The sequence below is a fragment of the Vibrio cyclitrophicus genome, assembly GCF_024347435.1.
Lineage (GTDB): Bacteria > Pseudomonadota > Gammaproteobacteria > Enterobacterales > Vibrionaceae > Vibrio > Vibrio cyclitrophicus.
Genome location: NZ_AP025481.1, coordinates 104379 through 130378, shown reverse-complemented (window position 1 = coordinate 130378; position 26000 = coordinate 104379). Strand labels below are relative to the sequence as shown.

The 26000-nt window shown below is 44.0% G+C and carries 18 protein-coding genes and 3 pseudogenes; 12 read left to right on the top strand and 9 right to left on the bottom strand.

The genetic code is table 11. From position 1 onward, the window contains the following. Window positions 1-774 carry a 2OG-Fe(II) oxygenase family protein gene (locus tag OCW38_RS15595; RefSeq protein WP_016790107.1) on the top strand — a complete coding sequence of 258 codons (774 nt, stop codon included), beginning with the start codon at window positions 1-3 and terminating at the stop codon, window positions 772-774. 132 nt (window positions 775-906) lie between these two features. On the opposite strand, the gene OCW38_RS15590 is transcribed toward OCW38_RS15595, so the two are convergent. Beyond that, on the bottom strand, window positions 907-2886 hold the full coding sequence (locus tag OCW38_RS15590) for a methyl-accepting chemotaxis protein (protein WP_010432949.1): 1980 nt from the start codon (window positions 2884-2886) through the stop codon (window positions 907-909). A gap of 400 nt (window positions 2887-3286) precedes the next feature. Between OCW38_RS15590 and OCW38_RS15585 the strand changes: the two genes are divergently transcribed. Continuing rightward, window positions 3287-3460, top strand: coding sequence for a hypothetical protein (locus tag OCW38_RS15585; RefSeq protein ID WP_010432946.1), 174 nt, complete (start codon window positions 3287-3289; stop codon window positions 3458-3460). Window positions 3461-3613: 153 nt separating this feature from the next. Continuing rightward, window positions 3614-4198, top strand: coding sequence for a TetR/AcrR family transcriptional regulator (locus OCW38_RS15580; RefSeq protein WP_010432944.1), 585 nt, complete (start codon window positions 3614-3616; stop codon window positions 4196-4198). Window positions 4199-4307: 109 nt separating this feature from the next. Here OCW38_RS15580 and OCW38_RS15575 read toward each other — a convergent pair whose 3' ends face one another. Next, the gene (locus tag OCW38_RS15575) at window positions 4308-6173 is read right to left on the bottom strand and encodes a fructose-specific PTS transporter subunit EIIC (RefSeq protein WP_016787571.1); all 1866 of its coding nucleotides are present in this window, start codon (window positions 6171-6173) and stop codon (window positions 4308-4310) included. A 320-nt stretch (window positions 6174-6493) separates the two neighbouring features. Between OCW38_RS15575 and OCW38_RS15570 the strand changes: the two genes are divergently transcribed. Both OCW38_RS15570 and OCW38_RS15565 read left to right on the top strand, forming a co-directional pair. Beyond that, complete coding sequence (locus tag OCW38_RS15570) at window positions 6494-6796, top strand: PTS fructose transporter subunit IIB (RefSeq protein WP_010432939.1); 303 nt, start codon at window positions 6494-6496, stop codon at window positions 6794-6796. 7 nt (window positions 6797-6803) lie between these two features. Then, the gene (locus OCW38_RS15565; RefSeq protein WP_016767002.1) at window positions 6804-7577 is read left to right on the top strand and encodes a PTS sugar transporter subunit IIA; all 774 of its coding nucleotides are present in this window, start codon (window positions 6804-6806) and stop codon (window positions 7575-7577) included. A 150-nt stretch (window positions 7578-7727) separates the two neighbouring features. Here OCW38_RS15565 and OCW38_RS15560 read toward each other — a convergent pair. Both OCW38_RS15560 and OCW38_RS15555 read right to left on the bottom strand, forming a co-directional pair. Next, window positions 7728-9508, bottom strand: a pseudogene (locus OCW38_RS15560) (sodium:solute symporter family protein). A gap of 552 nt (window positions 9509-10060) precedes the next feature. Next, the gene (locus OCW38_RS15555) at window positions 10061-10900 is read right to left on the bottom strand and encodes a helix-turn-helix transcriptional regulator (RefSeq protein WP_016767000.1); all 840 of its coding nucleotides are present in this window, start codon (window positions 10898-10900) and stop codon (window positions 10061-10063) included. Between the two features lie 378 nt (window positions 10901-11278). On the opposite strand from OCW38_RS15555, the gene OCW38_RS15550 reads away from it, so the two are divergent. From OCW38_RS15550 to OCW38_RS15525, 6 genes and pseudogenes are all read left to right on the top strand, one after another. After that, entirely contained in the window at window positions 11279-13183 is a 1905-nt protein-coding gene (locus OCW38_RS15550) for a PTS fructose transporter subunit IIABC (protein WP_016792715.1), read from the top strand. A gap of 92 nt (window positions 13184-13275) precedes the next feature. Further along, window positions 13276-14493: a mannose-6-phosphate isomerase, class I gene (gene manA / locus OCW38_RS15545; protein WP_016766998.1), complete on the top strand. Its 1218-nt coding sequence runs from the start codon at window positions 13276-13278 to the stop codon at window positions 14491-14493. A 259-nt stretch (window positions 14494-14752) separates the two neighbouring features. Further along, the gene (locus OCW38_RS15540) at window positions 14753-15193 is read left to right on the top strand and encodes a PTS sugar transporter subunit IIA (RefSeq protein ID WP_016786019.1); all 441 of its coding nucleotides are present in this window, start codon (window positions 14753-14755) and stop codon (window positions 15191-15193) included. 13 nt (window positions 15194-15206) lie between these two features. Further along, window positions 15207-15668: pseudogene (locus OCW38_RS15535) on the top strand (fructose-specific PTS transporter subunit EIIC); the annotation flags it as partial. Window positions 15669-15766: 98 nt separating this feature from the next. Continuing rightward, window positions 15767-17193, top strand: a protein-coding gene (gene tnpC, locus OCW38_RS15530) for an IS66 family transposase (protein ID WP_261894982.1) whose coding sequence is annotated in 2 segments (ribosomal slippage) — window positions 15767-15959 and window positions 15959-17193 — 1428 coding nt in all. Because the reading frame shifts where the segments join, the coding sequence is not laid out codon by codon here. Between the two features lie 55 nt (window positions 17194-17248). Further along, window positions 17249-18220, top strand: a pseudogene (locus OCW38_RS15525) (fructose-specific PTS transporter subunit EIIC); the annotation flags it as partial. Window positions 18221-18378: 158 nt separating this feature from the next. Here the strand turns inward: OCW38_RS15525 and OCW38_RS15520 are convergent. The 3 genes from OCW38_RS15520 to OCW38_RS15510 form a co-directional block, all read right to left on the bottom strand. Beyond that, window positions 18379-19884, bottom strand: a complete 1506-nt coding sequence (locus tag OCW38_RS15520; RefSeq protein WP_016766994.1) for a putative bifunctional diguanylate cyclase/phosphodiesterase — start codon at window positions 19882-19884, stop codon at window positions 18379-18381. 225 nt (window positions 19885-20109) lie between these two features. After that, window positions 20110-21312: a GGDEF domain-containing protein gene (locus OCW38_RS15515; RefSeq protein WP_010432905.1), complete on the bottom strand. Its 1203-nt coding sequence runs from the start codon at window positions 21310-21312 to the stop codon at window positions 20110-20112. Between the two features lie 504 nt (window positions 21313-21816). Further along, on the bottom strand, window positions 21817-23442 hold the full coding sequence (locus OCW38_RS15510) for an ABC transporter substrate-binding protein (RefSeq protein WP_016766993.1): 1626 nt from the start codon (window positions 23440-23442) through the stop codon (window positions 21817-21819). A 324-nt stretch (window positions 23443-23766) separates the two neighbouring features. Between OCW38_RS15510 and mpaA the strand changes: the two genes are divergently transcribed. Next, window positions 23767-24468 (top strand): murein tripeptide amidase MpaA, encoded by a 702-nt coding sequence (gene mpaA / locus OCW38_RS15505; RefSeq protein ID WP_230554750.1) that lies wholly within the window; start codon window positions 23767-23769, stop codon window positions 24466-24468. Between the two features lie 103 nt (window positions 24469-24571). Here mpaA and OCW38_RS15500 read toward each other — a convergent pair whose 3' ends face one another. Together OCW38_RS15500 and OCW38_RS15495 are read right to left on the bottom strand one after the other, a co-directional pair. Further along, the gene (locus tag OCW38_RS15500) at window positions 24572-25603 is read right to left on the bottom strand and encodes an HlyD family secretion protein (protein ID WP_010432896.1); all 1032 of its coding nucleotides are present in this window, start codon (window positions 25601-25603) and stop codon (window positions 24572-24574) included. Next, a complete protein-coding gene (locus tag OCW38_RS15495; RefSeq protein ID WP_010432893.1) occupies window positions 25600-25911 on the bottom strand; it encodes a hypothetical protein in 312 nt (103 codons plus the stop codon). Before OCW38_RS15495 ends, OCW38_RS15500 begins: the two co-directional genes overlap by 4 nt. Window positions 25912-26000 lie beyond the last annotated feature (89 nt).

Below are 26000 nucleotides of genomic sequence, written 5' to 3'. Positions count from 1 at the left end.
ATGAATAACGAACAGAAATTCTACGTTGTTAGACGAGAAGCAGGCACTCAGTGCAGTGACCTACCAGTCTGGGCACCAAAATCGGCTAATCCATTTTCACTTAATAACAGCGTCAGCGCAGTATCACGCATTGAAGTAAACAATGTACCTGGAGCTTTCCAGCTAAGAGATGTACTTCTTCCTGAAGAGGTTAAGCGGATACTTGATGAAGCGAACCAACTTGGTTTCACAGAAGATGCCGCAGTTTCATTGCCAAGAGAAATACGCCATAACCGAAACCTCAACCTGATCGCCGATCCTAAAACACTCGAAATCATCTGGAACCGATGCAAAGATCATTTCGTTGATAAGTACGACCATTTTGCTGGTGTGAAACCACTTGGAATCAACGGTCGTTTTCGATTTTATCGCTACGATGAAGGGGATTTCTTTAAAATGCACACCGATGGCTCTTGGCCCGGTAGTCAAGTTGTCGATGGAGAACTGATCGATGACTCTTTTGGCGACCGTTGGAGCATGTATACTTTCTTGCTTCTATTGAGTGATGATTTCGTCGGTGGTGAAACCCAATTCATGGTTAACCGTGACGACCCGAGTAAGCCTGCTCGTCGTCAAAGGCATGAGAATGCGGATATAGAATCGGTTAAAACACCTAGTGGTAGTGTCCTATGTTTTCCTCACGGTACTCACCCTGCCCATTGTATACACGGCTCAGCACCAATACTTTCTGGGACTAAATACATTATTCGTACTGACGTATTGTTTGAGCTTTAACTTGTCGTTTTTATAAAGCGCAGTCTTAGCCGCTTCAACCCTAAAAAATGCCCCGCACTAAGCGGGACATTTCGTTATGTAAGATAGCTCTTAACTCTTAACTTTAAGCCATTAGCCATGATCTCGGAAAAATTAACTCTTAAACGTATTCGAGAGTTCTTTTAGTGATGTTGCCAATTCTGCTTGTTCTTTCGCTGTCGCCGCAATTTGAGTCGCGCCCGTCGTAGATTCTGTCGACTTCTGCTCTACCGCCACTACGTTCTGAGCAATGTCTTGTGTCACTACCGCTTGCTCTTCTGTTGCCGTTGCAATCTGCTCTGTCATACTGAATATCTCGCTCACAGCACCAGAAATATCTTGTAGCGTTTGTTCTACGTCTCGCGAATCTTCAACCGCTCTTGATGACATTTTTTTACTGTTATCAATCACATTGAACGCTGTTTGTACATCAGACTGTAGCGAACTAATGAAGCCTTCAATTTCCAACGTCGACTCTTGAGTGCGTTGAGCCAATGTACGGACTTCATCAGCTACAACAGCGAAACCACGACCTTGTTCACCAGCACGAGCCGCTTCGATCGCAGCGTTTAGCGCCAACAAGTTTGTTTGATCAGCAACCGACTTAATCACATCGATCACGCTATTAATATTATTACTGCTTTCGTGTAGATGAGTAATTTTCTCAGCTAAGCCGTTAATCTCAGACGCTAAGATTTCAATCGATTCATAAGAGTGTTGGACCGTGCTCAAGCCCTCTTGTGACTGTTGATCCACCATTTTCGCCGAAGTCGCCGTTTGCTGCGTTTTAGCCGCGACTTCATTCACGGTTGCCGAAAGCTCCTCAGTTGCCGTTGCAATCAGCCCAATTTGGTTTTGTTGCTCAACCAAGGTATTGGAGTTGTATTGGCAAGTTTGCGCCGTCTCTTCTGCTGCCGAAGCGAGTGTTAAGCTCGATTGAGACAAGTTGTCGATCACCTGCGAGAACTTCTCTAAAGTTTCGTTAAGCGATAAAGATATCTGGCCAAGCTCGCTGCTACCTACGTAAGTCGCACGAACTGTCAAATCATTATCATCACGAACTTTTGAAAGCACTAAAGTAAGGTCTTTCACTCGTGTGGTTAGATCGGTTATAGCCTTGAAGCTAACAAAAGTTGCAAACAAAGTAATCACAACAAACATCGCGATACTCGCCATCATGGCAGTCTGCGCTTCTGTCGTTTTTTGTTCCGTGAGTGCGATCAGTGAATCAGCTAACTGGTTCTCTGTTTTCTTCAACTGAACAATACGCGCCGTTGATTGTGCAAACCAGTAAACAGGGTCAACATCAAAACCACTCATTTTCGATTGTGCAAGCTGTCGAAGTTTTTCAACTTCTGCGACAGATCGATCATTCAATTGTTGCTCAAAAAAACTCACATTGCTTGGGGTGCTCAGCACTTTAAAGTTAGAGAAATAGGTATTTTGCTCAGTCATTAAAGAGATAAACCTCACAAGCATACCCGGGCCAAACTCATTTTTAGAGAAGGTATTATTGAGTACAGCACGTTCAATACCAGCACGCTCTTTGCCTTGCAAGAAGTTGTAGTAAGCGATGGTTTCTGTAGTAATGGTGGCATCCGAACTCAACTCTGCAATCAATGCCGATACGCTCAATAACTTTGCGTTAAGTTGAGTGTAGTAACCTAGAGCCTCAGAAAGTGGGATAGATTGAGAGTCGACTCGATTACGAATAGAAGTGATCTGATTGAGGCTTCGGCTGATTTCTGTATTCAACTTTGTGATTTGCGGTAAATCGATATCAGCCGACTGCCAATATTCGCTTCTCTGGTCACGTCGAGTATCCGCACTTGCTCTTTGTGAACGTAGTTCACTGACAAACTGAGTACCCTGTGAGCCGATAAAACCGGCAGTCATTCCACGCTCTTTCTGTAACTCGTGCACTAATTCACTGTATACAACCGACAAACGCGTCAGTTGGTTTAATGATGACATTTCACTGGTGGTCTCTACGCCTTTTGATATCGCAGAAACACTAAGCCATAGAAAGCCTAAGATCGGCAAAATAAGCAAAGCGATGATTTTTTGCTTAAAAGACATATCGGTTAATTTCATTTTTATTCCCTAGCAGCTAACAAATCTCTTTCTGGTTGTAATTAGACACACTTATATATCATGTGCCCTTGTTGAGATCATATAATTATTCAGTTTTAGTAATTACCATTCCCTATCGGCGGCAATCGATAAACCTAACACTTAACCTTGTAGAACTCATTGACTTGTTTATAAAACTGTTAGCTATGCAACTTAAGCGGAAAACAAATACGATCTTCAACATTTTTCCGGCGCAAGTGACTGAAAATTGACAGATTTTACATAACCACAAAGTGGTAGACCACACTAACTGTACAAGCCTTATCAAGCTATGTCCTCACGACCGTCTATATATTCAACATCAACTATGTATAATGCCGAGCTCGTAAAATTAACGTAGATGCATAATTAGAGGTTTTTTATGGATTGTCCTGCTTGCGAACAAAACATTGGATGGGAATGGGTAGAAGAGGCAGCAATTGAACCCAACGAAGAATTCAACTGCCCAGAATGCGATGAAATTTTAATGTATACCATTGATGAAGGCACCTATTACGGTGCGCAACATAAAACCGTAGAAGTTGTTGACGCATAAATTGCAGCCTGCAGTTACACACTAGCCATTTTGTTTCAATCATTTAGCAAATAACTAGACTAAGCAGCCTGTTTTCTTACTGGTGTGGCTTTACTAGAACGATCGTTCAGCATAAAATATTGAGTATGTGTTCAGTTTAATGAAGTAGATGTTATGGCTAAAACGGCAAAGTTCGATAGACAAGATGTAGTAGACAAAGCAACTAACCTGTATTGGGAAAAAGGCTTTCACGCAACATCTATGCGTAACCTACAGGACGTGATTGATATGCGCCCGGGAAGCATCTACGCGACTTTTGGCAGCAAAGAAGGACTGTTTAAGGAAACTCTTGCTCGCTATACCGAACTTGGCATCCTCAATCTGAACCGCTTTCGCAATGAAACTGACTCGCCCATTCAAGCACTCGAAAACTTTGTAAGACGCGTTGTTGTCGAGTCTAAACAGAGTTCACCTAACGGCATGTGTATGCTGGCAAAAACGGTTGCTGAACTCACTGATGAACATTCAGAATTATTGGAAGAAGCAAAGAAATCACTAAAGATCATGGAAGGTGAATTTGCTAAAGTGATTGCGGAAGCACAAGAGCTAGGTGAGATAAGCAAAGAGCGAGAACCGGCTCAACTTGCTCGACATGTTCAGGTTCAAATCGCCGGCTTGCGTACCTACGCAAAAACCTGTGACGATATCGATTTACTCAATTCAATGGTTGAAGACGTATTTAAATACCACCCTTTTTAGCGTCTGACCTGTTAGATTGAGCACAATACAAAAAGACTCCACTTTCACCTTAACAGGTCTAGAGCGGAGTCTTTTTAGTTTGGAGCCGATAAACTGTGCGGTCTAAGGATTACACCTTTCTCATGATCAACGCCTGCGCATTAAGCATCGCCTCTTTGGTGCTGACATCTAACGTTTTGACATTCGCAAAGCGCTCGACTTCCTTAATCGCCACATCGTGAGCGAAGATCACCAACCTTGCCCTTTCAATGTCTTTTTGTGTAATGCGATTACCTATCCCGTTGGCACCTTGTGTTTCGACTTTAATCCGAACCCCAAGATGATGCGCCGCCTTTTCCAAAGACTTAGCCGCTAGGAAAGTGTGGGCAACACCAGATGGACAAGACGTGATCGCAAGTACATCCGCTTGCCCTTCTTCTGTCACCGAACCACCCGCAAACTGGTTAGAGTGAGCCTCACCTTCGACCACATTCTTTTTCAGCAGTATCACAATTAAAGCTGTTGTTAGTGCTCCCGCGAGTGTGCCAATGATGTAGCCAATCTTGCCATCTACCACAGGCAGCACAATCCAACCACCCCATGGCGCATGGTTAACCACATGAAACATAAAGCCAACCACATTACCGACAATACCACCAGCCACGACAGCAGGCAGAACACGAGCAGGGTCGGCGGCTGCAAAGGGAATCGCACCTTCACTGATGCCGATCATTCCCATGATTCCCGCTGCTTTTCCGGCTTCGCGTTCGTCTCGTTTAAACTTCTTCGGCGATATGAAAGTCGCCAATGCCATGCCAAGTGGCGGTGTACAAATTGCTATCCCGACGCCTCCCATCAACCATGGCTGAGTATTCACCTGCGTTTGAGCAAACAGTGTAGCGACCTTGTTGATCGGGCCGCCCATATCAAAGGCCGTCATCGCGCCTAAAATACTGCCGAGCACCATTTTTCCTGAGCCTGCCATGCCAGTCAGCATTTGGTTCATCTCAAGCATCACCTGCGCAATGGGGGCACCAATCACCCACATCACAGCCCCACAGGTAACAAACGTGCCGACAAGCGGATAGATGAAGATAGAGCTCAGCGAGATCATGCTGTCTGGCAGCTTGATCTTCTTAAGTAGATTAACCACAAAGCCCGCAAAAAAGCCGACCACAATCGCCCCAAGAAAGCCGGTGTTGTATTGATTGACCGCGACCCAAGAACCAATCATTCCGGGCGCTAAACCCGGTTTGTCGGCCATCGAATACGCGATGTAACCACCGAGCACCGCAGTAAACAGGGTTAGCCCCGCTATGCCCATCTGCGCGATATCTGCCAGAACACCGCTCTCAGGCACTGCGCCGTGACCCGACATCATCACCGACAAAGATAACAGGACACCGCCCGCGACCACGAATGGGATCATGTGCGAAGTTCCGTACAGCAGGTGTTCTTTTAGACGATTAAGAGATTGAGCCCAAGGGCTAAGTGGTTCGACGTAAACTTCATGATGGCTTGAGGCGTAACTATCGAACGATTCAGAATTAGCTTCGAGAAACAACTCTTGAGCTTCCTCGACCGACTCAACCGCCTTTAATTTTGTAACAAAGTTATCTTCAATCAGCTTGGTCGAGATCTGAGCCAGTACCTCGATATGATGGTCATCATTGTTGTCAGGCGAAGCGAGCATGAAGAACACATCAGACAGTTCACCACCATCAGCACCATAATCAATACCCGCTCGGCTAATCCCAACCGCAACGGCAGGCTTAGCAACCGCGGTACTTTTCGCGTGTGGAATGGCGATACCATCGTCAAAGCCCGTATTACCAATGGCCTCACGCTTCCAAATGTCATCAAGGAATTCACTTTTATTGGAAAGCTTACCAGCACGGTCGAGCAGTTCGACAAGCTCTTCAAATACCGCCTGTTTTGAGTCTGCTTTCAATTCCAAGCAGATAATCTCGGGCTCGATAATGTCAGTGATATCCATGTGCTGCCTCGTCCGAGTACCAATTTGAATGAATGAGATAAAGAGGTTAATAAGATGAAAAGATTAACGGTGTGGGGGCACTCAATATATAGGACGAAAGGTGCATTAACTGGATTATTGTAACCAAGAACTCAGAGTGTGACTTTCACCTTGGAATAAAAAACGCCAATCCATAAAATCCACAGAACCCATAACAATATCGCCCCTCCCCTATGCGAGCTTTCCATACTGGATTTCCCACGCAAGATAGCTTTTGCAAAATAGCTTCTGAAAGGTAGCTTATGTAACGTAACAGGGACGAGATTAAGCCGAGAATAATAATGAGAATTGTAGCGGTAACTGCGTGCCCTACAGGCATCGCACACACCTATATGGCAGCTGATGCTTTAAATAAAACAGCCCCTAAATTCAACGTTTCAATCAAAGTTGAAACACAAGGCGCTATGGGTATTGAAAACTTACTCTCTGCACAGGACATTAGCCTCGCAGACAAGGTGTTGATCGTCTCTGATATCGACATTGAACAGCCAAGCCGCTTCGACCCAGCTAAAACCTTATTCATTCCAATGGAAGAAGTGTTGTTGAGTGTCGATAAAGTCTTTATTAAGCATTGTCGAACCTAAACCTTTCATGAACGAATATCAGATCACCTTCTTCGTTGACGATCCTGCAGCTAACTCACACGTTGCGCAGCCACTTAGCCGCTTAGCAAAGAAATTCAAAAGTACCATCCGAATTATCAACATCACTCAAAATCGAACGGCTGATCTCTCCAAATCTGTTGCGATGTTGCAAGTGGGCCTACTTCGTGGCGATTTGTGCCAGATCACTGCCATTGGCATCGATGCCGAGCTAGCGTGTTTCGTTCTTAAAGATGTGATTGCTGAGCATTACGCCATGGTCGGCTCACAAGTGAACCATGAGTTCTCGAAAGACTTAATCCAGCGCATGCCGCAGATATGCCCGCCTTGTGACATCAAGTGGCACCATGCCAAAGCACAAACTCAACTGACCAAATTTGAATGCTTGAAAGGGCTTGCTCATCTGGTGTATCCACAAGATCCGGATGAACTGATTCTGGCGTTTATTAAACGAGAGGAACGCTCTTCGACGTGTGTGTCACCTGGGATCGCACTGCCGCATGTGATGTTTGAATCGACTCAAGATCTCTCGATTGCAGTCATTGTCAGTGATGATCCTATTGATTGGGCATCACGCATTGGTGAAGTGCATGTTGCCATCGCTTTGGTACTGCCTACCAAGCCACAGCGAGAGCACATTGTGGCGGCCACTAATCTAACCAGAAACCTGCTTCACGATCAGGTCAACGAGCGTTTACAAAAGACCCGTAGCAGTGTCGACCTACAGGCCCTATTGATGTACATCTCTTCACGCCTGATTTAGTTCATCTCCCCCTTTTAAATTCATTTCCCTAATCAACTAAGTTACTCACTCTATTGGTTATAATCTCAATGGCTCACACAATAAAAAACGGCTGAGCAATCACGCTCAGCCGTTCTATTTCTAAATTGCCTATCTTGTAGGTTTAGTTACCTAAGCCGTTTTGTTCTCTTGTTTCGCATCTTCCACCGAATCGTCCACGGCTTTCACCAACATTAGACCAACGATAAACACGATACCGCCACATAGCACGAACATCATTCTTCCCCAGAATGGGTTCGGTAGAGCAAACATCGCCATTACTGCCACACCAGATACTGCAATCAGTGATTGCCCAGCATGTGACGTTGTTTGTTATCCAATTTCTTCTGTGCTGTTGATTCAGAAACCAACGGTGTCGCAAGGTTGTTGAAGAAGGTATCGACATCTTTCTGACGAGACGCTTCTAATGGTTTGTAGAACAAAGTCGACAGAATGAAGAAGCCACCGGTAAACGTTAAGTGAGCAATCAGACCTACCGCTACTTTCAAATCAGACCATTCACGGCCTGTTAGCGGCTCTAGATTGAACCAGTTTTGTAGCATTTCAGCGGTAATCACGAAACCTACGATGTAAGACACAATCGCGCCAACCACTAGCGTGCCCCAACCTGCCCAGTCCGGAGTCTTCTTAATGAAGAAGCCACAGAATGCTGGAATCGTCATTGGGAAACCGATTAATGCACCAACGTACATCATAGTGTCGAACAAGCTCAAACCTTTCAGCGAGTTGATAAACAGTGCGATAAGGATGATAGCGACACCGAAAACCGAAGACATCAACTTAGACACAACCATCAACTCTTTCTCTGTCGCGTTTGGACGAAGAATAGGTTGGTAGAAGTTGATAACAAAGATACCTGAGTTACGGTTTAAACCTGAGTCCATTGAAGACATAGTTGCTGCAAACATTGCTGCGATGAGAAGCCCCACCATACCTGCTGGCATGTATTGCTCTACGAAGTATAGGTAAGCGAAGTCGCCCGCTTTAGAACCAGCATCTGGGTAATGCGCCGCAAGATCAACGCCTTGCCCTGCCACAAACCAAGGTGGCATGAACCAAATGATTGGACCAATTGTCATCAGAATACACGCCAACAGAGCCGCTTTTTTCGCATTCTTTGAATCTTTTGCAGCTAAGTAACGATAAGAGTTCAACATGTTGTTGGTGATACTGAACTGTTTGAAGAAGATGAAGAATGCCCAGATTCCGAAGATGCTTACGTAGTTCAGATTGTTACCAGAAACAAATGACGCGCCTTCTGCAACAGGGAAATCGTTGATGATTTCAGTAACGCCACCACCCTGCACGATAGCCACAGCTGCACACGTTACCGTTACCGCCATGATGATAACCATCTGCATGAAGTCAGACGCGATAACCGCCCATGAACCGCCAGTAACCGACATCACCAGTACAACAAGACCGGTTAGAACGATGGTTGTCGTCATATCGAAGCCAAAGATGCCCGATGCAATGATCGCCAAGCCATTTAGCCAGATACCCGCAGAAACAATACTGTTCGGCATGCCAGACCAAGTAAACACTTGCTCGTTGAAGCTACCAAATCGCATGCGTATCGCGTCAATTGGCGTTACTACACGCAGTTGACGAAATTTCGGAGCAAAGTACAGGTAGTTCATCAAGTAACCAAATGCGTTTGCTAGGAAGATTACCGCGACAGCCATACCATCGGCATACGCTTTACCTGCTGCACCGGTGAAAGTCCAAGCACTGAACTGAGTCATAAACGCAGTTGCGCCAACCATCCACCAAAGCATGTTACCGCCCCCGCGGAAATAGTCACTGGTTGTACTGGTGAACGTTCTAAACATCCAACCTATTGCGATAAGGAAAAGGAAATAAATTCCTACGATCAGAGTATTGAGTTCCATGAATTAAGTCTTCTTTATTATTAATATCTGAAGAGCATATTATCCATAGAAAATTTAATTTGTAGTATTATAAGTCAAGATTGTGATGGGACATATAAACCTGAATATTCGATTTCGAGGCATTAATTACGCGCTAGTAAACAAAGAATAATCCGACATGAAGTAAACATTTAAAATCAATCACTTAAAAGAACCTCAATCAGTAACTCGGACAACAATAACAAGATTTTGTCGTCTCGATAAGTGGTTTTTAATTTACTTAACATTCATTAAATGCATCGCGTTAATACATCAATTCTCACACGTTTAATTCAATTAATAGAGAGCGGAAATAATAAGCAACTCGCAAAGCTAACTCTTAATGTTATTAATTAGGGGTATTTAGTGAAGTGGGATAAATAGAAAAACGAGCTTAGAGATGAAGCGTAGAAATAAACACTAGAGGAAAACACAAAGTAAGTGACCACCACAGCTCAGAGCCAGCAGTGATGCTCTAGTCATACAAATTTCGGTCGTATAAGCTCAGGTCAGAAAAGGGAACTTTAGAGTATATTAGATTGAACCACGATATTCGGTTGGGGTTTTTCCTGTTCGGTTTTTAAATACTCGGCAGAAGTAGTTCACATCTTTAAAGCCACAGCGGACTGACACTTCATTGAGTTTGAAGTTGTACTTCTTAAGCATGAACTTAGCGCGGTCGACACGAACACGGGTAATGTACTCCGCCAGGGTCATGTGGCCTTGTTGACGGAACATTCGCGACAAGTGGTTCGATGAAATGCTAAAGCGAGAGGCAATGCTGTCTCGGGTTATTTGGCGGTGGAAGTTCTCTTGAATGTAGATACAGATCCCCTGATACACATCCTGTACTCGGCTATGAGATTTTTCTACGGGCGCTTCCAACATCGTCTTGCTGTATTGCAGTAGAGCTTGCAACAATAACTCATCCATCGGCTGCTTGTTACTCTCTCTCGCTAACGAACTTAGCGCCTCCAAAATGTTATCAATCGCAAACCCAGAACGAGTCTGAATACTGTGCTTTTGAATATCGTAAAAGCTCTCCTCGCCTTTGCGCTTACTCACCAAACTTAAACCCAGCTGACGACGACCAAATAGCATGCTCAACACCGAACAGTCGGTATCCCAGTTAGGTTTATTCCAACAGTTCGGAGGGATGAAAATTGCGTCTCCGGCTTTGGCAATAACGTTGGTTATTTTGCGATCATGACTCTCCATTTCATTAACGTACTCTCCGTCTAGCACCAACTCTAAACGTGGAAAGTTCACCTGGTAACTGCACGCTGGAGGCGTATGAAAATCTCCAGCAAACCAGATGTTGTGAAACGGTTCTCGCTCATTTAATACAGAGGAGATTAAGTCATGAAATATCATTTTTAAAACTCTTATGGGCAGCAATAAAGCTATGGGAATAGATATACTCCTTAGTGAAACATAGTGCTATTGAGCAAAATCACAATTTGAGATCTAGGTTACAAAAATCCAGTTTTAGAAATAAATTTCCAGTGCGGAAATTGATGAAGCACGTTGTTTCCTGGATAACGAAATACGCCCAAGCCCTTATAAATAAAAGCCTCAAAACATCTTAAACTCTGTCAACACAAGCCTAAAAACGACCACTCGACCGATCAAAATCACACTCCATTTATAACGCAACAATCATCCAGTAAATGCATTTTTTCTTCACTACAGAAGCTAAGCCATAGATTCCAAAATACCCCTAACAAAATAAAAATAGAGTAGGGGTTCATTATGATCACAACATTGATCAATCAAGATTTGATTAAGCTTTCGCTTAGCGCTGATTCAAAAGAAGACGTATTTAAAGAGCTGATAGACGTACTTTATGCGCAAGGTCGAATTTCAGACAAAGCACAGTTTCTTGCCGACATTAAGGCGCGTGAAGAACAAGGCAACACAGGGTTTGAAGAAGGCATCGCCCTGCCACATGCGAAAAGCGCTGCGGTGATCAAACCCGCGGTTGTTATCGGCGTCCATAAACAGGGCATCGAATACGGCGCCGATGACGGTCAGCCATCAAAACTGTTCTTCATGATTGCCTCTCCTGATGGCGGCGATAATCACCACATCGAAGTATTGGCAGAGCTTTCTTCAAAACTGATTGAAGAAGGCTTTATTGAAAGCTTTATGAATGCTCAATCTGAACAAGAAGCATTAGAACTACTGCTTAGCAAACCTGAGCCTTCAGAAACGGAAACCAACGTTGAGAAACAAGGCTTCATCATTGGTGTGACAGGCTGCCCAGCTGGCGTTGCGCACACTTATTTGGCAGCTGAAGCGCTAGAGAAAGGCGCGGCGGCTCTTGGCTACGACATCAAGGTCGAAACTAACGGTTCTATTGGTGTTAAAAACAGCCCGACTCAAGAAGAGATCGAACGCGCCGACGCGATTGTCGTGGCTTGTGATAAACAGGTCGACATGGCTCGCTTTGCCGGAAAACGCGTCATCAGCACCAACGTAAAAGCACCAATCAAAGACGCACAAGGCTTGATTAAGCAAGCGCTCAACGCACCTAGTTACCAAGCTGAACAAACGCCGACCAACCAATCTGTTGTAGAAAAAGCCTCACAAGCACGTTCAGACCTTTACCGTTACTTGATGAATGGCGTATCTCACATGATCCCATTCGTCGTGACTGGCGGCCTATTGATAGCCCTTGCACTGGCGATTGGCGGCGAGCCAAGTGAATCTGGCATGGCGATTCCTGCTGGCAGCATGTGGAACCAAATCCTAGAAGTGGGCGTGGTTGCCTTCACATTGATGATCCCAATCTTGGCTGGCTACATTGCTTATGCGATTGCTGACCGCCCTGCCCTAACCCCTGGCCTTATCGGTGGTTGGATTGCTAACAACGGCTCTTTCTATGGCGCTGACGCGGGTACAGGCTTCATTGGCGCAATCATCGCAGGTCTATTAGTGGGTTACTTCGTTAAGTGGATTACCTCGTTTAACTACCACAAATTCGTTCAACCGCTTGTACCTATAATGATCGCTCCGATCACAGGCTCTTTGTTCATCGCAGGTCTATTCATCTTTGTTATCGGCGCACCTATCGCTGGGCTGATGGATGCTCTTACTGCACTGCTAACTAGCATGAGTACAGGCAACGTGGTTTTGCTAGGCATCGTACTGGGTGGCATGGCTGGTTTCGATATGGGCGGCCCGTTCAACAAGGTGGCGTTCCTATTCTCAGTCGGCATGATCGCCAGCGGTCAAACTCAGTTCATGGGTGCAATGGCGTGTGCAATTCCTGTCGCTCCATTAGGCATGGCTATCGCAACCAGATTGGGCCGCAAGTTCGACCTGTTTGAATCTTCTGAAATTGAAGCAGGCAAAGCAGCAGGTGCGATGGGCTTAGTAGGTATCTCTGAGGGTGCGATTCCTTTCGCAGCGCAAGATCCAATGTCGGTTATCCCTGCCAACGTGCTTGGCTCAATGACTGCAGCTGTTATGGCGTTCTCATTTGGTATCACCAACAGCGTTGCTCACGGTGGCCCTGTTGTGGCTCTGCTCGGCGCAATGAACTACCCAATGCTGGCACTGCTGTGCATGGCATCAGGTGCAGGTGTGACTGCGGTTACTTGTATCGCGCTTAAAAATCTACGCAAAGCCAAGCTAGCAACAGCAGCGGCTTAAGCCATTTCAACTCCAATGGCTTGAGTCCCTCTACTCTCGTATTTTAGTAAATCGAGTAGAGCTCAAGCCATGTTTCCCTCATGGTGATCTCGATGTCTGATTTTTCTTTAGCGAACGACTCGTTCGTACAACGCTTTTTCTACCCTATGACCAACGTGATTCAAAACTACGCATGGGGTAGCCCGTCTTCGTTTAGCCAACTGTTTGGTATTAATAACCAATCTGGTGAGCCACAAGCGGAGATTTGGATGGGCGCACACCCCAATGGTTGCTCAATGGTGACTGATAACGGGCAACAGACCACATTGTCGAGCTTGATTTCTAAGAACCTAAACTTGTTTCTAAGCGAGAAAGTGGCGAGTCGCTTTGGCGAGTTACCTTATCTTTTCAAGGTATTAGCGGCTGAGAAGGCACTGTCTGTTCAAGTACATCCAAACAAACAGCAAGCGGAATCTGGGTATGCACTCGAAGAGCAGCAAGGCATTCCAATGACAGCTGGCAATCGTAACTACAAGGATCCTAATCATAAGCCAGAACTGGTGTATGCCCTAACGGACTACACGGCGATGAATGGCTTTAGGTCGATTAACGAGATCCTTGAGCACTTCCATTACCTCGATATTCCTGAGCTGCACTCGATGGTTAACGACCTCGCGGGCGATCAAACGCCTAATGGATTAGCGAGCTTCTTCGCGAGTTTATTGTCTTTGCAAGGTGAACAAAAAGGCATGGCGCTGACCATGTTGTTGATGAAGGCGAAACTTTCAGATGCCCTTGTGTTCCAGTTGATTTCAGAGTTGGAACAACAGTATCCGGGGGATGTCGGCCTGTTTGCTCCGCTGCTATTGAACGTTATCACGCTAAAGCCGGGGCAAGCCATGTATCTGGATGCCGAGACACCCCACGCTTACATCAAAGGCACGGGCTTAGAGATCATGGCGAACTCAGACAATGTATTGCGCGCTGGGTTAACGCCTAAATACATGGACGTGAATGAACTGGTTTCTTGTACTCGATTTAAGGAAAAGCCTGCGGATAGGTTACTGCTCAGCCCGATAGAGCAAGGTGATGTGATGGAATACCAAATTCCAGTCGAGGATTTTAAGTTCTCTATCGTGCAAAACTCACATCAGCGACGGATCACTACCGAAGGTGCCGAGATCCTACTACCTCTCGACGAATCTATGGTGCTTACTCACCAGTGCGGCGAAACCTGCGTGATAGAGAAAGGCCAGTCGGTTTTCATTCCCGCTTACGCTGAGAGCTACAAACTGGATTGTGCTGGACGTGTCGCGCGCGCTTACAGCTAGCTCCCTTAGAACTCAGTACAAAGTCTTACTGCCCTGCTCATGCGGGGCATTTTTGTTTCTGATGAGGCCGCTCGGCGTATCAAAAACATAATCAAAAACACCATCAAATATGACCCATCTCACACTGGATGAATGATGCAAATCACACTTAATTTTGCTTGGTACAAATGTACAGTGAAGGGCTTTTATTTGCTATTTCGCGAATGCCGTTAATCCATTAATTTTAATTCAAGAACTTCAATAGTGAATGAGTTAATAAATGGTCACACAGCTAACTAACGTCAACTTAATTAATAACAACCTTCAAGCGAATAATAAAAAAGGACTGTTTGAAGAATTGGCAAGCATGTTATTTGAAAACAACCGAATCAGTAATAAAGAAGCCTTCTTGGCAGACATTGAAATTCGTGAATCTCAAAGCATTACCTCAATGGACGGCATTGCTTACCCACACTCAAAAAGCAAGGCAGTCACTGAACCCGCAATTGCTGTCGGTGTTAAGCGTGAAGGTATCGAGTATGGCGATGACGACGGCATTAACCCAACCGTATTTTTTATGATTGCATCACCAGATAACGGTGCTGACCATCATATTTATGTACTACAAGAACTATTTGGAAAATTCAGCGATGAATTTATTCAAAATATCCATAACGCAAAAGACGAACAACAAATCCTTAATATTTTAATTAATTCATAAGGCGTAGAAAATTATGAGCACCCTAGCAAATCAAGCTACCAATACCAGTAGCAATTCTAATAATAAGAATAGTAGTAGCGACTATAAAAAAATCCTCAGTACTATGAAAGGTCACCTGCTTTTTGGTACATCACACATGCTACCTTTCATCGTAGCCGGTGGTGTTCTGTTGGCTTTAGCGGTAATGGCATCGGGTAAAGGCGCAGTACCAGCCGACGGCTTGCTGGCGGACATCTCTAATATCGGTATCAAAGGCCTTGTTCTTTTCCCAATCATTCTTGGCGGCTTTATTGGTTACTCAATTGCAGATAAACCAGCACTTGCTCCTGCTATGATTTCTTCTGGCATCATGGCTGACATGGGCGGCGGCTTCCTTGGCTGTATCGTGGCAGGCTTTATCGCCGGTGGCGTGGTGTTCCAACTTAAGAAGATCCCGCTTTCTGCGAACATGACAGCGCTAGGTGCTTACTTCGTAAGTGTTCACCAAGCCCTATTGACATAAAAAGTGTGACCTTACGCAATTGATCCCACTTTGGGTCTTGAGTGATCATTCTGGGAAGCCATTATGGTTTCATGACTAGAAAAAAATCACCTAAATACCAAGAAGCACCACCTGAAGTCTCAGATTTGAATGAGGCTAAGGTGCTTATTGATGAGCTGTGGGAACAGCTCCGACATTATGAAGACAAGCTAACCACTAGCTCCAAAAACTCTTCAAAATCGCCCTCTTCAGACAATCCTAAAGATCGCCATGAGCGAAAAAAGCTGAAAGCTCTGGTGGTCGCAATTCGAGAGGAGCTAAACAAGGCCACACAGGGCATCAACGAAAGCTCTCACCGTTAAAAAAAACGGATGTCATCATTGACTGTTTCCCTGAAACTTGTCCTTGTTGCGCTCAATCTGACATTGAGGTTCAAGGTGGGCCATACTATCGCCATCAGGTCTTCGATATTCCAAAACCCACTGTCGATATCACCGAATACCGTTTATTTTCAGGTCAATGTAGGCACTGCAAAGAAACCGTCAAGGCTCAAAAGCCTGACGATGCATCGCAAGGGATTATAGGGCCGAACTTATTAAGTTACATTGGCGTGCTTGCAGGGCAATATCACCTCAGCGTTCGGAAAATCCAATCTCTACTCAAAGAACAGCTTGGCACAACCTTTTCGGTCGGTGCGATTAGCGAAGCGCAAACGAAGGTCGCTTCAATGCTAACGCCATTGCATCAAGCGATAAAACAAGCGTTAAAGAAAGCGCCTTTGATTCATGCTGACGAAACCTCTCATCACCGAAATGATGAAACAAGCCTTCGTTGGTGTTGGTTAGTGGCCAGTGATGACCTTGTCTATGAACAAATACTCTATTCACGCTCTACCTCCTCAGCAAAAAAGGTCATCGATGAAGACTATGCAGGTATTGTGGTCAGTGACCAGTGCCCAAGCTATAACTGGATAGCCGAAGACCGTCATCAGTTATGTTGGGCACATGTGAAGCGCAATCTTCAGCAAATGGCGGATTATAGTGGCGGTGGCCACACCGCTTATATTGGCAAACATCTTTGTTTGCTGACGAACGCCATTTTCCATACTCGGCATCGTTATGAACAAGGTGAATTGGATTATTCACTGTACTTGCGGCGAATGCACAGGCTACAAAAATCGTTCGATCATTGGTTGAGAAAAGGGACAGATGTGATGGTCAAGCGGTATCGAGGGCGATGCAAGTTACTGCTTAAACATAGAGAGAGCTTGTGGGTTTTCCTCAAGAAAACATCAATCCCCTTAACCAATAATGAAGCTGAGCGATGTATTAGAGGTTTTGTCATTCAAAGGAAAATTAGCTTCGGAACGACCTCGGATGCAGGTGATAAATTCCGTAGTCGTATCCACACACTCATCGAAACCTGCAAAAAGCGCGGTCTATCAGCAATGTCGGTGTTGAGTGAAATCATCACGGCTGTTGTGGCGAAGAGACCGTACCCCAACGTCTTTGATCTATAGGTGACTCTCACCCTCCGTTAATATCAAGTCAAGTTACCTTGGTGAACGATTACCTTACTTCATCTACCCGCTTTTAGGCACGTTAATCTCTGCAGGTATCGTATTGTGGGGCATCGGTGAGCCAATCAAACTGTTCATGTCTTCTATGAACGAGTTCTTAGCTTCAATGGCTGGCGCATCTAAGATGGTTCTAGGCACAATCCTTGGCGGTATGACTGCGTTTGATATGGGCGGCCCTATCAACAAAGTAGCTACCCTATTTGCTCAAACTCAAGTAGACACACAACCGTGGCTAATGGGCGGCGTAGGCATCGCGATTTGTACGCCACCTCTAGGTATGGCATTGGCGACTTTCCTATTCAAAAACAAGTTCTCTAAACAAGAGCAAGAAGCAGGTAAAGCAGCAGCAATCATGGGTTCTATCGGTATATCTGAGGGTGCTATCCCATTCGCAGCAAATGACCCAATGCGCGTACTTCCTTCAATCGTTGCCGGCGGTATTGTTGGTTGTGTGTTTGGCTTCATGACAGACGTTCTATTGCACGCACCGTGGGGCGGCCTAATTACGGCACCAGTATCAAGCAACATTCCAATGTACGTCGTCGGTATTGCACTTGGCTCACTAACCACAGCCGTTATCGTTGGCTTCTGGAAACCTGTAGCGGTTGAAACCGATGAAGACATGTCTGAAGCGCCAGTACAAGCTCAAGCGGCTCCTGTAGCTGGAGAAGGCGAGTACGACATCGTAGCAGTAACATGTTGTCCTTCTGGTGTTGCACACACCTTCATGGCAGCAAAAGCACTAGAGAAAGCAGGTTTAGCAGCAGGCCTTAAGATTAAGGTAGAAACTCAAGGGCAAAACGGTATTCAGAACCGCATCACTGACCTAGATGTGGCGAACGCAAGACTGGTTATCTTGGCTCACGATATTCAAGTGAAAGACGCTCACCGCTTTGCGAATGCGAACGTGATTGAGTGTTCAACGAAGGAAGCAATGAAGAAAGCTGCGACTATGGTGGCTATCTAAAACCTGAAACAAGTTAGAAGATAAAATTACTACCCCCTAGTAGCTAAAATCCCCATTCGTTTTGTCAGCGAATGGGGATTTTTTTATTGGTAGACCGACAAATCCTTCTCGATAATCAGTCATCTGAGTGTCTGTCATATAATATGAAAAGAAACTCGTTATGTTGCTGAACATGGTTCTGTTTCAGAAGTGATACTTTCTTTTAACTGTTTGGACGGCACCGGATAGCCAAGATAATAACCTTGGGCTTGTTCGCAATTTAACGTTTTTAAAATTGACAACTGTTGGGCATTTTCAACCCCTTCAGCCACCACATGAATGCCAAATCCTCGAGCTATATCAATGATCCCAGACGTTATGGCTCTAGAACGATAATCATCTTCTAACCCATTGATATAACTGCGATCAACTTTAATCTCATCAACATCCAACTTACTGAATATACCAAAAGAAGTGTAACCAACACCAAAGTCATCTATCGAAAAAGATACCCCATGCTTTTTTAATTTTTGAACAGCGATTGCACACTGATCTATATCTTTTAAAATAGCGGTTTCAGTGATTTCAAGACAAAGTAAGCGAGCAAATTCGGGGTCCTTTCGTAGATAATTATCCAGATGGTCCATGTCATCCACGCTATTTAGCTCTACCGCTGAAATATTGACCGAGACACTATTAAGGACACTCCCAAGCAAACCACAAGCTCTTAGTTGTACCGCAGTTTTCTCTAGAACTAACGTGGTCAAATCTCGACAAAAATGATTCTCTTCTGCTAGCGCGACAAAGATATCAGGTGAAACAACACCATAGCGTTCATGCGTCCAACGGGATAACACTTCCACACCTGAGACGAGTCTATTTTCAATGTTGTATTTCGGCTGAAAAACAATATCAATCGCTTTGTCATCAATCGCTTTACGTAACTCTTGCACCATTTCTTGACGCTGGCGTTCAAGCTCTGTGAGTTTGGGGTCATGAAATTCAATCGAATTTTTGCTTTTTTTTGCTTCCGTTAAAGCATGGGTCGCTGACGCCATAAGTTGTTTGGCATTATGACCATCCGAAGGAAATAGGGCGGCACCGATACAGCAAGTTGCGTTGGTATTATAACGATAAGCACATTGGTTAAATCTACGATGTACGAGAGCAATGTAGGATTCAATATCTTCTTTATCATTGAGTTTGACTAAACACGCAAAACCATCGGAGTGTACCCGAGACGAAAGCGGTAGATGCTCAATAGGAAGTTCAATAGATCGTGCGATATCTTTTAAAAATGAATTAGTGTTTTCAAACCCAATCTGGTCAGCGACAGATTTGAAGTTATCAATGTCGAGTAAGAAGAGGACATAATGATCAGTGACCTGGGATTTTTTCAGTCTTTTGTTTAAATATCGATAAAAAACTGATGGGCTATGAAGTCCAGTTACACTATCAAGGTCGTTGGCGCTCTCTAAATCACGATTATTTTTCCGAACCATTATCCACAATAAAGTAGACGTCAGAACGATAAAGATCAGACCTTTGATTGTCTGTGCTAAAGCATGTTCTTGTAAGTCATTTGATAGTGATTCAACCGCAAGATCAGAGAAAAAAACCCATAATGATGACAGTATTAAGTAACTGAGTACTATATTTACCGGATATCGTTTTATCTTATTCATCGTTAGCTGCTGTCTCTCAATCTAATGTGTCATGACTCATATGTTATAAATTGTCCATAACGTAGCACTAACATAAGTCACAATCTACCGTTCGAGCTTTTATTTTTTAACCTTAGTTTGGCAATTTTCATCACAGCTCTAAGCAACAAAAAATTTTAAGGTTAAAACATTACAAAAACAATTTGTGAGAATGCTAGGTATCCACTGAACTAACTCTTAGTCAAACTAGGAGTTGCTTACCGCTTTTGTTGGTATCGAGTAATTGTTATGTGACTCTTCAATCACAATGGTATTTCGTCCTTTGAGCTTTGCTTGATAAAGAGCTCTGTCCGCGCGCGCGACACAGTCTTTCCAATTTTCATTTTCTGATAGCAAGCTAATACCAAAACTTGACGTAATTTTCAGGGATGGTTGTTGCTCAAGTCTGATCTTCTGAATCGCCGAGCGTAGCTTTTCTGAAAGCGCAGCGGCTCGTTCCAGGTTCGAATTGGGTAACCAGATAAGAATTTCATCTCCTCCAAGCCGGAAGACCGTATTAGGTAAATCGATTAACCTCAATACCGTTGTCGCTAAAGCTTTAATCGCATCGTCACCTACAAGATGCCCAAACTGATCGTTCACTTGTTTAAAGTTATCGATATCCAGTAATACAATGCAAACCGGCTTATAATTCACCTGTACTTGATGTTTTTTTACTGCCTGATCCAGAGCTCGACGGTTCTTTAGTGCCGTAAGAGGATCCTGTTGTGAAAGGCATTGAAGTGAATGTACGAGCCTCGCGTTTATCAACCAAAGCATTGAGAAGGACATAGATACAATAAGAATAATACTTAAAATATACGTATATTCATTTAAGTAGTTCGCGCTGATAAGGCTATTCATCTCGTTCAATGAAAAATGCGTTTTTATAGCTCGAAAAGTCATAAAAAAGCTATAAATAATAAAAGGCAAAGCCATCATATTTACAGCCAACGAAAGATCATTCCTTTTCCCGTTCAGTATCACTATAGCCGAACTTGCGGTTACGAATGCTAAGTAGAGACTCATAACAATAATGCGGTTTTGAATAGACTGTTCGTAATAAGTAAATTGAACAAAACTTACTAAAACCAAAAACAGTGCAATGCGACTATATTGAACAATCTGACGTGAATGACGACGAAAAACAGTCAAACTATGTAGTACCAAATGAAAACCATAAGCAATGGTTAAATTCCCAACAATAATACTCATAAAGTCCGAGATAGAGCCTCTCAAGCTTAATAGTATGGTACCACTGCCAATCACGAACATAGATGATGAAAAAAGGGAAAGCCCCAGGACTTGTTTCTGAGCTGACTGGAATAATAACAAGCCAATACTAAAGATAAGTGAGAATATAATGAAAATTATACTTAGAGTTCTTATATCTAACGGGAAATTATCCATATTTTTCCTTAAATAGGATAGAAAATCATATCATATTGCTTTTATTAAACATGACATGTTGCTTTCTACCTTCCTTCTCTCATTTCAATTTTTCATCAAGCAAATTAAAATGCACTAAACTGCATAGCACCGCAACAATACAGGCGGCCGAGTATAGCAATTTTTAATACAAATCACATCTCTGAACCATTTCTCCTACCTTGAGAGATTTTGTTCTATGGAACGAACTGATATAAGGGTTAGTAAAAAATCAAATAGCTCCATAAGCGATAATCCAGTTCTTTAAGTTACTGCCTTTCTTAGTTAATCCATTATAAATAAAGTGGGTAACAGTTGAAATATGTCACTACCTGAAATAGGGTTAAACAGGTATTTTCATAATAAGAACATCAGAAGGACATTGATCAGATATTGATGATCAACGTCCCTTTTCTTCTATTTCTTATTTCTATTTTTATACTCAATGCCTTCGCTTCGTCATATCAGAGTTCGCATCAGGATTATCTATTCTTTGATATAAAGATCCTTAGAATAGATGCGCCCTTCAACGTTGTTCTTAGCAAAACCACCGACACTTGGTCGCACTAGGCGGGCCTGCATGTAGTAATAGATTGGCGCGATAGGCATATCTTCAGCCAGTAACTGCTCGGCTTGATCATAGAAACTTTGGCGATCTTGCTCATTGGTTGCGGCTAATGCGCTGTCCATCGCTGAGTCGTACTTGTCGTTGTTGTAACGAGCAAAATTACCCGATGACTCAGAGCGCAATAGGCTCAAGAAGGTCGACGCTTCATTGTAGTCACCACACCAAGACGCTCGCATTACATCAAAATCACCTTGGCGACGTGATACTAGGTAAGACTTCCACTCTTGGTTTTCCAGCTCAACTTGCGCGCCGAGGTTACCTTTCAACATTGAAGCGATGGCCACTGCAATCGACTTGTTCGACTCACTGGTGTTGTAGAGCAATTTGAAATCCAATGGATTAGCTGCATCGTACCCCGCTTCTTTCAGTAGCTCTTTTGCTTTTTGGTCACGTTCCTTTTGAGTCCATGTGCTGTATTCAGGCTGAGTCGCATCAAAACCTGCCGTGTACTCATGGGCAAAAGTATAAGCAGGTAGGTTACCCACCTGAGTGACACCATTGGTGATCACATCACGCATCATTGAATACGATACCGCTTTACGCACTCGTGAATCGTCAAACGGTGGACGCGTGGTATTGAACGCGTAGTAGTAGGTACACAACAAAGGTACCGCGGTAAACGCATCTTGGTATTTGGTTTTAAGCTGCTGCGCCATGTGTGTTGGTACGTCAGACGTGATATCGACCTCGCCCACCGCATAACGGTTAATCGAAGCGTTTTGGTTTTCGAACGGAATGTAAGTCACTTGGGTTAGATTGGTATCTGAGCTATCCCAGTAGTTAGAATTCTTCTTCAGTTCAATCCGTTCGTTAACCACCCACTCATCTAAAACAAAAGCGCCATTCCCTACAAACTGCTTAGGGTCGCTCCACGGCTTATCGCTGTTTTCTAGCGTTGCCTTATGAACGGGCATCATAGATGTGTGACCCGTCATCGCAACAAAGTATGGCACTTTGCTATCAAGATCGAACTTCACCGTGTGTTTATCGACAGCAGAGATACCGAGCTCTTCGACGGGCTTTTTACCTTCTGCTACGTCAGCAATATTGTTGATTTTGGTAAGCTTGAGATACCAAACATTCGGCGAAGCAAGTTTCGGGTCTACCGCACGTCTTATCGCATACACGAAATCATCGGCTGTCACCGGATCGCCATTCGACCATTTAGCATCTTTACGTAGGTGGAATACAAACGTCTGGTTGTCTTCGGTTTCCCAAGATTCCGCAACACCAGGAGTAATGTTGCCATCGCGATCTTGAATCACTAAACCTTCAAATAGGTCTCGTAAAATGTGCATTTCAGGCAGGCCTTCAGCTTTCGCAGGATCGAGTGTCGCCGCTTCTGCATCATTGGCACGAACTAAGTGTTGGTCTTTTGCCAATGAAACACCAGCAGGTAAGGTTTCAGCAACGGCTGTCACTGCGATAAAAGGGGTCAATAGAGATGAAATGAGTAAAGCCGTTGAATGTTTTTTAAAATCCATGTTTGTTTGCTCTCCTAGCCTATCTTTGAAGCAAGTAATAAAATTAACAATGTGACGGTTGACGAGTTTTGACGCTATGGTTTATTAAATAGAGGTCATCTAAATAGTAGTTATAGCAATCACAGTAAGTAAGTAAGTGTTCAAAAATAGCGCAGGAAAAAAGCTTGAGAACAAGGCGGCTTTTTTCGATAAGTAGTTATTCTACAATCAAAAAATCTAACGACGTTATCGAGATTTTTAACAAGCTAGGGTGAACAGTTATTTACTACGATTGGTTTTACTATTTGATAGTACTTGATCAATCAGGAGATTAAGGTGAGTTTAATTCCAAGAACGGAAAGAGCTGCGTTTTCGATAAAGCCGCTGTCATATGGAAAATCGGTGTTAGGTGCGCCTTTGCTCTACTTCCCCGCACAAATAGAAAGCGAATCTCGCGGGCTGATTTTAGCAGGCACACACGGCGATGAAACCGCTTCTATCGCGGGTTTGTCTTGCGCCCTAAGAAGCTTGCCTGCCGCCAACTTACGACACGATGTGATTCTGTCGATGAACCCAGATGGCAATCAGCTAGGTACCCGCGCTAATGCTAACCAAGTCGATTTGAACCGCGCCTTTCCGACTCAAAACTGGACTGAAAACGGCACCGTCTATCGCTGGAGTTCCCACACACCTGTCAGAGATGTCAAAGTGAAAACCGGCCAAGCCAACCAGCTCGAACCAGAAGTGCAGTCACTCATCAACCTCATTGAGCAACGCAAACCCAAGTTCGTCATCTCTTTCCACGAACCTCTCGCCATGGTCGACGACCCAAACCAATCAGAACTCGCCTCTTGGTTAGGCAAACAGTTCAACCTACCAATCGTCGAAGACGTTGATTACGAAACCCCAGGCTCATTCGGCACTTGGTGCCAAGAAAGAAACCTACCGTGTATTACCGTAGAATTACCACCCGTTTCTGCGGATTTGACTATCGAACAGTATTTGGATGCGTTTGTGGTGGTGTTGAGGTGTGAGGGTATTGTTTAGAGAAACACGTTTGGGATATTTCTGAGTTAGAGAGAGGCGTAAAAGAGTTTTATATGTTTTACGCCTTTTTGTAGATTAATTTAGAGCTAGCTAATAAAAAACACTAAATCGCCAATAGATACGATTTCACAGACGCAAGACGTAAAGTGGCCCCACCAATGATGTCTATAAAACCGAGTATAGGGTAAGGCTTAGACGCACTGATCCATGCTGAGCCTGTCGCGCCAATCGGTATTTTTTTCATCGTTTCTTCATCAATTTCTAAAATAACGGTTCGACCAATTGCTGGAGAGCCCCTTTGAATGTGTGCCGAAACTCGCTGCTCTTGTGGTAGTAAATTTCCTTGAGCCTCACCGGTTGCTTTTACTTTACTGTGAACTCGAGAGCGGAAAATTTGCCCTGGAAAAGTATCAATAAAGAACTCGCTAAACTGACCTTTTTCGATATTGGCAAACGCTTGATCAGGGATACGCATTTCGACAAACTTCTTCGATGTATCCCACACATGCAGAGAACCAACTCGAGATCCATCAGCAATAAAAACATGGGTGATCATGCCATCAAATGGCGCTCGAACCGTAAGGCGGTCAAGGTCAAACATCAAGCTTTGTTTCTTAGCGAGCAAACCATCTTTCTTGGCATGCAACACGTTCAACTCAGCCATAAAAAACTCAACGTTGTCTTGAGTTTCTTCTAACTCTTTAAGGCTAACATGTTGCTCTAAGTTCTGGTTACGCGATAGGTTTCGCTTAGCTTGGGCCACTTTCACTTCTTGAGCTTCAATGGTTCTATCAATTTCAATCAGACCAGAATCAACCTCAGAAATCGACGCAGAGATCAGATCATCTTTGAGAGTGTAAAGTACTTCGCCTTTTTTCACATCGCTATTATGATCAACGTATATTTTGTCGATGTGTTGACCAAGCGTTGGAGACATCACAGCATGGGGGGCTTTGACAGTGGTTGAATTGGTCAAATCAATCGGCGAATAGAAACGATGGCCGACAAACAAACTCACCAGTAACAGCAAGCCAATCACAACAGACACAAAGTAATTCTTAGGGGTTCGTTTGAGTACATTAAATTTGAATAACAACCAAACCACTAATATGTAGGGGAGCATGATCTCTTTCATTGCGAAGCGCCTCTAATCCACTGTTGTAATTTATCCCAGTCCGTCACAATCGCGAGCACCGCAATAATCCAGAGCGGTTTGTAAAACATGCCCAATATGCACAGCCAAAAAATCAACTTGGCCTGAGCCAAACCACGCTCTTTAGCAAGATGTTTGGGAATAGAATGGACATACCATAGCTTGCTCAATGTCCATACAAGGATGCCCAACGTGACTGCCACAATGAACCACATGAACAATGTCGATTCTAGAATGTTGTAGACCGAAGGATACGCATCGTAAACTAAGGTAGTTGGATGAATCTTCATACGATTTCCTAAATTATCATCCCGCCTCTAAGGCAAAGCCATTGGGACTATTCCAATCACTTAAGCACTTGTGTACTTATATACTTACG